The sequence below is a fragment of the Clostridium sp. MCC344 genome (genome assembly GCF_018785365.1).
Lineage (GTDB): Bacteria > Bacillota > Clostridia > Lachnospirales > Lachnospiraceae > Pilosibacter.
The window spans coordinates 101612-112346 of record NZ_WQPQ01000023.1 but is presented as its reverse complement, the minus strand read 5'-3'; the positions used below and the strand labels follow the sequence as shown (position 1 = coordinate 112346).

General features: G+C 41.6%; 15 protein-coding genes. 5 read left to right on the top strand and 10 right to left on the bottom strand.

Annotated features, from left to right (window positions below; genetic code table 11):
* Positions 1 to 31: 31 nt before the first annotated feature.
* The 3 genes from GPK90_RS19550 to GPK90_RS07570 form a co-directional block, all read right to left on the bottom strand.
* Entirely contained in the window at positions 32 to 124 is a 93-nt protein-coding gene (locus GPK90_RS19550; RefSeq protein ID WP_015553195.1) for a putative holin-like toxin, read from the bottom strand.
* Between the two features lie 119 nt (positions 125 to 243).
* Positions 244 to 699, bottom strand: coding sequence for a threonine/serine exporter family protein (locus GPK90_RS07575; protein WP_215702640.1), 456 nt, complete (start codon positions 697 to 699; stop codon positions 244 to 246).
* Positions 696 to 1496: a threonine/serine exporter family protein gene (locus GPK90_RS07570; RefSeq protein WP_243022273.1), complete on the bottom strand. Its 801-nt coding sequence runs from the start codon at positions 1494 to 1496 to the stop codon at positions 696 to 698. Before GPK90_RS07570 ends, GPK90_RS07575 begins: the two co-directional genes overlap by 4 nt.
* Before the next feature lie 221 nt (positions 1497 to 1717).
* On the opposite strand from GPK90_RS07570, the gene GPK90_RS07565 reads away from it, so the two are divergent.
* From GPK90_RS07565 to GPK90_RS07545, 5 genes are all read left to right on the top strand, one after another.
* On the top strand, positions 1718 to 2737 hold the full coding sequence (locus tag GPK90_RS07565; RefSeq protein WP_215702639.1) for a M42 family metallopeptidase: 1020 nt from the start codon (positions 1718 to 1720) through the stop codon (positions 2735 to 2737).
* A 316-nt stretch (positions 2738 to 3053) separates the two neighbouring features.
* Complete coding sequence (gene panD / locus GPK90_RS07560) at positions 3054 to 3446, top strand: aspartate 1-decarboxylase (protein WP_215702638.1); 393 nt, start codon at positions 3054 to 3056, stop codon at positions 3444 to 3446.
* A 94-nt stretch (positions 3447 to 3540) separates the two neighbouring features.
* The gene (gene panC / locus GPK90_RS07555) at positions 3541 to 4380 is read left to right on the top strand and encodes a pantoate--beta-alanine ligase (RefSeq protein ID WP_215702637.1); all 840 of its coding nucleotides are present in this window, start codon (positions 3541 to 3543) and stop codon (positions 4378 to 4380) included.
* A 3-nt stretch (positions 4381 to 4383) separates the two neighbouring features.
* Positions 4384 to 5358 (top strand): bile acid:sodium symporter family protein, encoded by a 975-nt coding sequence (locus GPK90_RS07550; RefSeq protein ID WP_215702636.1) that lies wholly within the window; start codon positions 4384 to 4386, stop codon positions 5356 to 5358.
* Between the two features lie 324 nt (positions 5359 to 5682).
* A complete protein-coding gene (locus GPK90_RS07545; RefSeq protein ID WP_207663833.1) occupies positions 5683 to 6063 on the top strand; it encodes an ATP-binding protein in 381 nt (126 codons plus the stop codon).
* Between the two features lie 91 nt (positions 6064 to 6154).
* On the opposite strand, the gene GPK90_RS07540 is transcribed toward GPK90_RS07545, so the two are convergent.
* The 7 genes from GPK90_RS07540 to GPK90_RS07510 all read right to left on the bottom strand — a co-directional run bounded on the left by GPK90_RS07540 (position 6155) and on the right by GPK90_RS07510 (position 10735).
* Entirely contained in the window at positions 6155 to 6361 is a 207-nt protein-coding gene (locus GPK90_RS07540) for a hypothetical protein (protein WP_243022274.1), read from the bottom strand.
* Between the two features lie 50 nt (positions 6362 to 6411).
* The gene (locus tag GPK90_RS07535; RefSeq protein ID WP_118530993.1) at positions 6412 to 6831 is read right to left on the bottom strand and encodes a hypothetical protein; all 420 of its coding nucleotides are present in this window, start codon (positions 6829 to 6831) and stop codon (positions 6412 to 6414) included.
* A 145-nt stretch (positions 6832 to 6976) separates the two neighbouring features.
* Complete coding sequence (locus tag GPK90_RS07530) at positions 6977 to 7585, bottom strand: hypothetical protein (protein ID WP_215702635.1); 609 nt, start codon at positions 7583 to 7585, stop codon at positions 6977 to 6979.
* A 102-nt stretch (positions 7586 to 7687) separates the two neighbouring features.
* Positions 7688 to 8029 carry a hypothetical protein gene (locus GPK90_RS07525; RefSeq protein WP_118530997.1) on the bottom strand — a complete coding sequence of 114 codons (342 nt, stop codon included), beginning with the start codon at positions 8027 to 8029 and terminating at the stop codon, positions 7688 to 7690.
* 76 nt (positions 8030 to 8105) lie between these two features.
* Positions 8106 to 9260, bottom strand: coding sequence for a GTPase family protein (locus GPK90_RS07520; protein WP_215702634.1), 1155 nt, complete (start codon positions 9258 to 9260; stop codon positions 8106 to 8108).
* Complete coding sequence (locus tag GPK90_RS07515; RefSeq protein ID WP_118531003.1) at positions 9253 to 9585, bottom strand: hypothetical protein; 333 nt, start codon at positions 9583 to 9585, stop codon at positions 9253 to 9255. Before GPK90_RS07515 ends, GPK90_RS07520 begins: the two co-directional genes overlap by 8 nt.
* Positions 9586 to 9643: 58 nt before the next feature.
* On the bottom strand, positions 9644 to 10735 hold the full coding sequence (locus tag GPK90_RS07510) for a GTPase (protein ID WP_118531005.1): 1092 nt from the start codon (positions 10733 to 10735) through the stop codon (positions 9644 to 9646).

The window sequence follows — 10735 nt, the reverse complement described above, 5'->3', positions numbered from 1 at the left end:
ATAACAGCCGTCACTATTGGGGTAGTGGCGGCTATTTTCTTTTTCCGAAGATCGTGTAACACAATCCTACGAGAGCTACAATGAAGATACCTATCTGGATCAAGTCCGAATATGTAACATACATTGGCATCGCCCTCCTTTCTTTCGTCCGGAGGGGGAAGCCCCTCCTTTTATGGAGGGCAGGCCGCCTTTTATGTATTCTGATTTCCCATAAATTCATTATATATTGCAAACATTTGTTCGTCAATATTTTTTCTTAGCTACTATGTGCACCAGCGCCTCGATCGGCCTCCTCAACGACGTCACGACCATGATCCCCACCGCAAGCGCGATCGCAAGTCCGATCGCCGCCTGCCCCTTTACGATAAACTGCGGCATGTCGCGCCGGAGAGCCGCGTCCATCGCATAGTACAGGGAACCTCCCGGGATCAGCGGGATGACCGTCGGCATCAGGACCGTCGTTGCCGGTGTCTTTAAGATCCTCGCCCAGATCTCCGAGTAGATCGTGATCAGGATCGCCACAACGAAAAATCCCAGATATTCATTATTCACAAAATGTAAAAATACAAGATACACTGCCCAGAAAACTGCCCCGCCGATCGCCGGGATCCAGACTCTGCGCCCGCGGATGTTGTAAATGATCGCAAATCCGAGCGACCCGAAAAACGATGCGATGACTGAAAGAACATCCTGACTCATAACATCCCTCCAAGAAGTATTTTAGAAAGAATAAACCCGGCTGCCACACAGACGGCTGTGATCATCGCCTCCGAAAAATGCAGAAGTCCGCTGATCATGTCCCCGCTGATGAAATCCCGGAATGAGTTCGTCATCAGGACTCCCGGGATCAGGAGCATGATATTCCCGATCATGATCATCTCGACATGCTGTCCGATCCCGAGATAGCAGACAAGAATACATGCCATACCTGAGATCAGAGAGCAGAGGATATTGGAGAAGATTGCCTTCAGCTTGATCGCGGAGAGCGCATATAAGGTCACGCGGATCAGCGCCCCGACAAACAGGGACGCAAATCCATCCCACAGATTTCCTCCAAAGAAAATGGCAAACGCCCCGGCTGTCATTGCATAGATCCCGCACTGCACCGCCGGGGAATATGTCGGTCCCTTTAAGATCTTTTCATATTCCTGATCGATCACCGCAAACGACGGCTGCGTCGCGCAGATCCGCCTCGAAAGGTCATTCAGCCGGTCCAGCTTCCACATATCCGTCCCGTAACTTAAAATTCTTCGCGTCTGCGTGATCCACTTCCGCTCCTTCGTCTCCAGCGTCACGATGATACACGACGCGATCGAGAAAATATGGCTCTGCCGGATCCCGTAGGCATTGCAGATCCTCCGGATCGTATCCTCCACACGGCTGATCTCCGCCCCGCTCACGAGGAGCTGCTCCCCGATATTGATCGCGCAGGTCAGGACTTCTTCCCCCGTCATCGGGTCCGCCGCCTGTGCGCCTGTTTTCTGGTCTGTCTGCACCTTTTTTCACCTTTTCCATTAAAATGTTTTCCTGGAAATCATGTTTCCATTTCCTGACTTTTATTATACGGGGCGGTGATTTCTTTTACAAGTATCTTGTCAAAAATATCGTTTTCGTCCGGTAGCTGGATCATTCTTCTTTTCGTCAGATCCTTTGTTGACCTTTCTTCTCCGGTTCGCTACAATAGTAATCAGAAATATCCTTCAGGAGGAATATAGACATGAACTCTCATATGAATTTTATCAAAGAGCAGTTATACACCTTAACTTCTATCCCGAGTCCGTCCAGCTTTACAGCAAAAGTGACTGATTACCTGTTGTCCGAATTATCTTCTCTGGGGTATTCCCCGGAGCGCAGCAATAAGGGGAACGTATTCGTTACCCTGGGTGGTTCCGGCTCTCCTCTGGTACTGGCAGCCCATGTTGATACACTGGGAGCTATGGTTCGCTCCATCAAGGAAAACGGACGTCTGCGGCCCACAACCATCGGAGGTCATCAGTGGTCCACGGCGGACGGCGAGAACTGCACCATTCACACCCGTGACGGCAGAGTTTACACCGGTGTAGTGCTGAACAAGGAGCCTTCTTCCCACGTTGCCGATCAGAAGACCGAGCTGATCGAAGAAAATATGGAGATCCTGCTGGATGAAAATGTCGCTTCCGATCAGGATACTCTGGCACTTGGGATCCAGACCGGTGACATCATCGCCATGGACCCGCGCACGGTTGTGACAGAAAGCGGATACATCAAAAGCCGTTTTCTTGATGACAAGCTTTCCGCCGCTATCCTGCTGGGTCTCGCCAGAGCAGTACGCGAAGATGCCTGGAAGCTGAACCGCAAGGTTTCTTTATTATTTACAGTATATGAAGAAGTAGGGCACGGCGGAAGTGTCGTACCGGATGATACAGAGGAGATGATTTCTGTCGATATGGGTTGTGTCGGCAGCGACCTTGGCTGCACCGAACGGATGGTTTCGATCTGTGCCAAAGATTCCGGTGGCCCTTATAACTATGATCTGATCACGGCTCTTTCCAACCTTGCAAAGGAGAAAAAGCTGGATTATGCCATTGATATTTACCCTCATTATGGCTCCGATGTGGAGACTACCCTGCGCGCCGGATATGATATCCGTCACGGTCTCATCGGCCCTGGAGTCTATGCTTCCCATAATTACGAACGCTCCCATATGGACGGAGTTCGCAATACCTTCGAGCTGTTGAAGGCTTATGTCACAAGATAGCTTCTTTGTAACTGTGAACAGATCTGTACACTTGCTGCGCTGACTGGTTACCGTTCATTTCCATCTTCGTATCGACATTCCTTTTCTAAAATGTCATAATACCCGCGGAGATAGTATTTGGAATACTACAAAACTATACTCTGACTGAATCACAACAATTTCATATTGAAAAGTTACCCCGCCGGAACCGGTGGAAATCAAGCTTATATTTATCAGGACATAAAATAAGACTCAGGGAATACGAAGAATAGCAAAAGCATTTGCAGGGACAAGTATGCCTTGACGAATGCTTTTTTTATAAGGAGACCAATAAGAAATGACTGTTGAGATGTTAAAAGGAAAAATTCATCGTGCTACCGTAGTACAGGCCGAACTGGATTATGTCGGAAGTATTACTGTCGATGAAGAGCTGCTGGAAGCAGCAGGAATTATGGAATATGAAAAAGTTCAGATCGTGGATGTGAACAGCGGAAGCCGGTTTGAAACTTATACGATCTGCGGCAAACGCGGAAGCGGAATGATCTGCCTGAATGGTGCTGCGGCAAGATGCGTAAGCAATGGTGACAAGATCATTATCATGTGTTATGCACAATATGAGGCTGAAGAAGCCAAAGAACATAAACCGCAGGTTGTGTTTGTGGATGATGCGAATAAGATCAGCCGTGTTACAAACTATGAAAAGCACGGATTACTGAAAGATATGGCATAACGATAAGCTTGACTGTAACTTATAAATGAAAATGAAATTTGTTGGATTCAGAACAAGAGGCTATCTCCTAATTTATTTTTAAAAGGAGAACATCATGCAGGTAACAAAAACAGTACAGGAAACAAGAGCTTTAATCAAGAACTGGAAAAAGGAAGGAAAAACCATCGGACTTGTGCCGACAATGGGCTTCCTGCACGAAGGACATGCAAGTCTGATCAAACGGTGCCGCGAAGAGAATGATATCGTTGTTGTATCCGATTTTGTAAACCCGACACAGTTTGGACCGACCGAAGATCTGGAAGCATATCCAAGAGCTTTCAAACGTGACAGTGAGCTCTGTGAGAGCCTTGGAGCCGATGTCATCTTTCATCCGGAACCAACAGATATGTACCATGACCCGCATGCATTTGTAAGCATTGATACTTTATCCGATACTCTGTGCGGTAAAACAAGACCCATTCATTTTAAAGGTGTTTGTACGGTCGTTTCCAAGTTATTCAACATTGTCACACCTGACAGAGCATATTTTGGTCAGAAGGATGCACAGCAGTTGGCGATCATCCGCAAAATGGTTCAGGATCTGAATTTTGATATCCAGATCGTAGGATGCCCGATCATCCGTGAGGAAGACGGTCTTGCCAAATCATCCAGAAATACATATTTAAGTGAAAAAGAAAGAACAGCCGCTCTTTGTCTTTCAAGAGCTGTAAAAGCCGGTCAGGATACAATCTGTAAGGGGATCAAGGCGGAAGAAGTATTAGCAAAAATGCGTGGGATCATTGAAGCGGAGCCTCTGGCAAAGATCGATTATGTATCTATGGTAGATGCACTGGATATGCAGCCGGTAGAAAGCGTAGAAAAAGATGTTCTGGTCGCTATGGCAGTCTATATCGGAAAGACCAGACTGATCGACAACTTCAGCTACGAGGTGTAGGAAATGGAACACTTAATGAAAAAAGCTGGGAAAGCCAGTTCTTTCCTTACAAAGCATATTGGAATCATCATTATCTGTTTCTCTGTGATCGCTTTTTTCTGGCATGATGGATTCGCATGGACAACCAAATATACCTCCACCTTTTTAGGGGTTGCCATGTTCGGCATGGGACTTACCATTAAGATCGAAGATTTTAAACGAGTTTTTTCAAGACCCAAAGAAATCGTTATCGGATTTGTTGCACAATACACGATCATGCCTGTTGTGGCATGGGGCTTATGCGGGCTGATGCAGCTTCCGACCGATCTTGCACTTGGCGTTATTCTGGTGGGATGTTGTCCCGGCGGAACAGCAAGCAACGTCATTACATATATTGCCGGCGGTGATGTAGCGCTTTCGGTTGGAATGACGATTACTTCCACACTTGCAGCTCCACTGATGACACCATTACTCGTGTATCTGCTTGCCGGTGCCTGGGTAGAAGTATCTTTCCTTGCGATGGTAATTTCTGTCGTGAAGGTTGTACTGATTCCGGTTCTTCTTGGTATTCTGATCAATTGCTGCTTCGGAAAGCAGATCCAGAAAATATCAGAAGTACTACCTCTGATTTCTGTTGTGTCGATCGTCATGATCATCAGCGGAATCGTCTCTGTCAATTCAGAGAAGATCATAAGCTGTGGTCTGCTCGTGCTTGGAGTTGTGGCACTTCACAATCTCTGCGGAATGGGGATCGGACTTGGCGCCGCAAAACTTTTACATATCGAATATAATAAAGCCACCGCGATTGCAATTGAAGTCGGAATGCAGAACAGCGGACTTGCCATTTCCCTTGCAGCCGCTAATTTTGCAGCCAATCCACTGGCTACGCTTCCCGGAGCGATCTTCAGCGTATGGCACAATATATCAGGCTCATTATTTGCCGGAATCCGCAAAGACGGAACCGATATGACAGAAGCCTATCAGAAAGTTACTGTATAAATAAATCTGTTATGATTTACCATATGAACGTGCCGGGAAGATTATCCGGCTAAGACAACTACCCCCGCAGAGCCTTTTTACGAGGATTTGCGGGGGGAGTTTATTGGCTTCGTTTATTCAAACTCTTTTTCAGAGTGAATTTTTCTTATCCTCTTTTTGCTGTCAAAATGGTCTGTATAATTTTTTAATGGTTCCATAAATACATCTCCACACGGCTGATCTAAAATCTTGTTTTTGTGTAAATTGAATTCTAGAAAATTCTTGTTTTCGTGTATAATGCTTGATATAAAAATCTCGTTTTCGTGTTTACGGAGGTGCTTCCATATGAAAAGAAAACTCTATGACTCTTTAATGCAGTGGAAAACAGAGGAAAACGGCAGAACAGCCCTCCTCATGGAAAATATCGTCGCCCAGATGCTCGCCGCCAGCGGTCATAAGCTCTATTTCTACTACAATGCATCCCGCGATGATGCCTCCAGCCGTATGAAGATCGACTTTCTGATCGCCAAAAGCAAGACCAGCAACCGCCACAATATCTCACCGATCGAGGTGAAGTCCAGTAAAAATTATACGATTTCTTCTCTTCAGAAATTTAAAGCCAAATATGATGAACAGCTCCTTGTTCCGTATGTGCTGCATACTGGGGATCTGAAGGAAGAAAATGGGATTTTTTATTTGCCGGTGTATATGACGATGCTGCTATAAGCTGAACAATTTCTCAAAGTTTACCCAAAAATTTCTATTATACGTCAACAGCCGCCATAGTCAGTTCCTTTGACCACAGCGGCTGTTGGCATTATAATTTTTTCTTTCTCTTCTCCATGAACCTTTTCACCTCATCTGCTCCATGTAAATATGTGATTTCAAAATCGAGGCTTTCTTTACGGTGAAGAGACTCCTGATAGGAATCTTCAATTGCATTCGCAAATTTTTCAGTCTGTTCTTTCCCTAATACGATAAAGGTTTTCGTGATACCCGAAGTTGGCATTTTTAACATCTCCATTTATCATATCGCACGTCTAATCATATGCTCCGCTTTTCGGATACTTGTTTCTAAGCCCTCTCTTTCCTTTTACTCTTCACAAAATCATAAATTTTTTCCGCATCATTATAATCCGGAATTGCTGATAAGACAGTACTATAAATTGGCTCAAGCGTTTTCGGAGAGCTCTCCAGCGCATCTGCAATCTGCTCCAATGACTGGTCTTTTTCTACCTTCTTCATTATCAGGGAAATCCGATATATCTCTCGTCCCTCTTCTTTCCACCGATTCTCTTCTGTACGAATTTTCATTCGCTTTCCAATCTCTATTCCCTCTGCCCGTGCATCTCTCCGGTCCAATCGTCTCTGATCTTCAATGCTATATTCCATTAATAGACACTTTTTTATATCTTTTATACGTTGATTGTCCTGCCAATCCACCAGTTTCTTTAAGCATTTTGCTATCAACTTATCAATTATTTCAAAATACATGTCTTTATCCCCTTTTTTATTTCATTATGGATTTTTTGCGCTTCAACCTCAAGCGTGTCCAGTATAAAAAAGGATAAAATTTTTATAAAATAAAACGAGAATGCCAGAGATCAGTCTGCTAATCACTGATTTCTGACACCCATTATTACTCTTCATCTACATAAATAAAATCTATCGGTGACAGTTTTCTGTAACGCACCGGCGGAATTTTCTTCTCTAACTCCTCAATCTTCTCCCGAATCTCTTTATCCTCATAATTTTCCCACAATCCATTATCCAGATCCCGGTACTTATACCGCTGCACTTGAAGTTCCTTCATCTCTTTCAGGATTTCCATCGTCTCAATTGGGAATTTCTTTTGGCACTGGGAGCACTGGCATTCGGTGTCTGAAATAGGACGTATGTAGTTGTTCATGACTCCGCGGAATTTCGCATACTTCAAATGCAACATAGGAATCTCTACATGAATCAGTGTTCCTCCTATAGCATTCATTCCCGGAAGCACTACTCCTATGCACCTTGGAACTTCCAACGGTCCATCCAGTGTCGGTGTGTTCCAGGGATAAGGACTAAGATCCTTGGAATATTTCCATTCGCAATCATACGCCTTAGGAACTAATGTATAATGAGGACATGTATGGATTCTCCTGCCCCGCTTGGAATCCGGTGATGCTTTTCCCTTTGCACTTTCCAATGCCAAGCGTTCTGCTTTTTCGCGTTGGAGTTTGCGGGATTTTTTGCTGTCTTTTTTCATAAGCAATTCCCCCTGGTATTTATTCCTTCCATAGCATTCTATGCAGATATTTCATGCTATTTAATAAAGCTTATATCTCTTTCTGTTAAAACCATATTTTTACTAAAACATGCCTCTAATTAACGCTTCCTTCCAGCCTTTTTCGATACAGATTAATGATTTTTTTCCACCTCTCCAATTAATAGAAACAAGATAAACTTCTTTTTTCTTTCCGCCGATTCCTGCTGCCCAACCTAAAAATGGAACGATCATATTCCCCCACATGCCTTTCCAGACAGAGTAAGTTTTCTTATCTGTCTCATCAAGAATATCATAAGCTTGCACATTAGATTTATTGATGCTTATTTTCGAATTTTCCCCCTCAGTAATGATCTCAAGAAATGATCCTTTTTTTATCTTTTTCCCTTTGTATTCACCTTCAAGAACTACATTGAATTCTGACATACTTATCTCCTCTCTATTCCCTAATGATCAAACTCTATCAAATAATCATTGCTCTCTTGTTTTTATCCATCGCTATTTATATAGCTAATTTTGATGCTTTTTTCATTTGAGCTTTAAATTCATGCTGCATTTCTCTCTGAACTTTTTTAGTAGATAAATCCGCAAGACTAATTTTTCCCTTTGCGATTTGGCCTAAGATAACAATATATGTTTCACCAAGAGCAGTTGTTAACGTTGCTGCTGTTGCTGCTGAAATTGCACCACCTGCAATCGTTCCAACTCCCGGAATCATTTTAAAAATATTACTCACTATTTTTTTTCCTGCACTCGTTGCTCCAGTTGTTCCAAGAATTGCATAGATAATAGTCATATACTTTTCTTTCTCAATTCTTAAGCCAAATGCTGCTGTGATTTTTGCTATCATATCCATCTGTGCGGTCATAATAAGCGGAGCATCAGAAGTAGGTATAGGCAAACCTCCTATCGCCATTACCGTTATGACTGTACTTTTGATAACTATCCTTGCTTTTTCTTGTTTAAGCGCTATGCTAGCATCCTGAATGGATATAAAAGTTGCTTTCACATAGTCAGGAAGAATATCATTCATTTCCCATGCGAGTTGCTCTATGCCATGTGCTTTTATTTCCATTCCACCATCAGTTGGAAAATTTTCCGATAGTACCGGGATGATTTTTTTAATTGGTAAATTTTCCTTTTCAATTTCTTCTTTTATTTGTTTCACATTTTCCTTTAAAATGGATTTTGTCAAAATAACAACAAGAGGAACATTACAGTATTTTGTTTTTATTGCAAGGTCTCTCAAAAATTGAATTTCCGTTGGTTCAATACGCCCGGATGATGCGTTAATACAATACCATACACAATGGATTGCCTGATTTACATCTCCTGTCTCAGTTCCATTATTAATCAAATCAACAACATCATCCAATAGATTTTGGGCCGTATTATCTCCCTTTAATTCCATCCCTGGTGTATCGTAAAGAACTAATGGAATATCTTTCTTTTCAATTTTTCTAATAGCTTGTGTAACAGGTTTTCCTATGCCCGTCTCTGCTAATTTCTGACCAAAAATAGTATTAATAAGTGTACTCTTTCCAACGCCTGTTTTACCAATTATCACAATATTTAAAGTCGTAAAGTTACTATATTCATCCTTTATTTTATTTCCTATATCCTGCAGTATCTCTAGATTCTCATATGAATCAGCCATTGTCATTGTGCTCCTTCCCTTTAGTTCTTTTAACTTTTACATATTCAGATGTCCAATCCTCATCAAAAATAGGTTTTTTTAGAGATGTTGTATATAGCTTTTCAGATAACACTGAAATTAATCTAGGTATTGCAAATATTATTCCTATGGTACATATCACTCTGTTGGTTATTCTCTCTGCTAATCTCTTTCTTTTTTGCGTTTGAATTAAATTTTTTAGTTCTTCTATTTTGGGCATAAGCTGTGTATTCATAGATATCTTCACAGTGTTTTCCACCTCTGCTTTTATAAGATTTTCAAAAAATTCTTTCTCCTTGTCTTCCATACTAATTCCTCCAGTAATAACTTTTTTCTAAACAAAGTCTCTTTCTCCTTTTTCAATATTATCTATCTCTTTTTTCCCTTAATTGTGTATTTAGTTCTTGTTTCAAAATTTTCTGTCCTTCTTTGGTTGTTAAATCACTTACCCGCATTTCACCTTTACTAATTTTTATCAAAATTTTAATATATGCATTTCCTAATGCTGTAGTTAAAAATGCTGCTGTCGTTGCAGAAATTGCACCACCAGTCACTGTTCCTATTCCTGGAATCATTTTAAAAATATTAGACACCACTGTTTTTCCAATAAATGTTGTCCCCATTGTACCTATTGCCATTGTTGCAATAGTTGTTAATGCTGCTTTTTGAATCGGAATATGAAAAATTGTAGTGATATGCATCAACATTGTTACCTGTGTAGGTATTAAAAGTGCAGCGTCTGAAAATGGAATTGGGACCGCACCTGTCGTAGCAGCTGCTGCAGCTGCGATTTTAACTGCTTTATATGCCGCCTTTTGTTTTAAATCTAGATTGGACATCTGAATCGCTGCAAACGTATCCTTTTGATCATCTGGCAAAACACTAAACATTATATCTATTAGTTTATCTACTCCAAAAGCTTTAATTATCCCTTGCCCATCAACATGATAATCTTTCGCCAAAACCGGTATAACCTGTACGATTGAAAGCTTTTCCTGTTCAATTTCTCGCTTTAGTTCTGTTACACAATTTTTTTGAAGTGCCTGTGTAAGAACCACAATTATCGGGATATTATATTTTTTAGTTTTTTCTATAAAATTTTTCAAGAATTCAAGTTCTGCCGGTTCTATCTTACTCAAAAGGGTATTTATACAATAGCAAACACAATGAATCATTTGACTCTGATCACCGCTAGTGTTACATGTCCTAACCAATTTAACCATTTCTTTAAGAAGATTATCTGCAGAATTATTTCCGCCTAATTCCAGACCTGGTGTATCATAAATCGAAATTGGCATTCCCATTTTTTCAATCTTATGAATCTTTTGTGTGACTGGTTTTCCAAGCCCTTCTTCTGTTATACTTTCTCCGAATATGCTATTAACTAAGGTACTTTTTCCAACCCCAGTCTTACCAATAATTAAAACATTCAGTTGTGCTAATTTATCATCCACCAT

Coding starts and splice junctions, on each gene's coding strand:
- GPK90_RS07550 (WP_215702636.1), top strand. CDS start 4,384: ATGGAACACTTAATGAAAAAAGCTGGGAAAGCCAGTTCTTTCCTTACA.
- GPK90_RS19550 (WP_015553195.1), bottom strand. CDS start 124: ATGTATGTTACATATTCGGACTTGATCCAGATAGGTATCTTCATTGTA.
- GPK90_RS07530 (WP_215702635.1), bottom strand. CDS start 7,585: ATGAAAAAAGACAGCAAAAAATCCCGCAAACTCCAACGCGAAAAAGCA.
- GPK90_RS07545 (WP_207663833.1), top strand. CDS start 5,683: ATGAAAAGAAAACTCTATGACTCTTTAATGCAGTGGAAAACAGAGGAA.
- GPK90_RS07515 (WP_118531003.1), bottom strand. CDS start 9,585: ATGGAAGACAAGGAGAAAGAATTTTTTGAAAATCTTATAAAAGCAGAG.
- panD (WP_215702638.1), top strand. CDS start 3,054: ATGACTGTTGAGATGTTAAAAGGAAAAATTCATCGTGCTACCGTAGTA.
- panC (WP_215702637.1), top strand. CDS start 3,541: ATGCAGGTAACAAAAACAGTACAGGAAACAAGAGCTTTAATCAAGAAC.
- GPK90_RS07520 (WP_215702634.1), bottom strand. CDS start 9,260: ATGGCTGATTCATATGAGAATCTAGAGATACTGCAGGATATAGGAAAT.
- GPK90_RS07575 (WP_215702640.1), bottom strand. CDS start 699: ATGAGTCAGGATGTTCTTTCAGTCATCGCATCGTTTTTCGGGTCGCTC.
- GPK90_RS07510 (WP_118531005.1), bottom strand. CDS start 10,735: ATGGTGGATGATAAATTAGCACAACTGAATGTTTTAATTATTGGTAAG.
- GPK90_RS07565 (WP_215702639.1), top strand. CDS start 1,718: ATGAACTCTCATATGAATTTTATCAAAGAGCAGTTATACACCTTAACT.
- GPK90_RS07535 (WP_118530993.1), bottom strand. CDS start 6,831: ATGTATTTTGAAATAATTGATAAGTTGATAGCAAAATGCTTAAAGAAA.
- GPK90_RS07525 (WP_118530997.1), bottom strand. CDS start 8,029: ATGTCAGAATTCAATGTAGTTCTTGAAGGTGAATACAAAGGGAAAAAG.
- GPK90_RS07540 (WP_243022274.1), bottom strand. CDS start 6,361: ATGGAGATGTTAAAAATGCCAACTTCGGGTATCACGAAAACCTTTATC.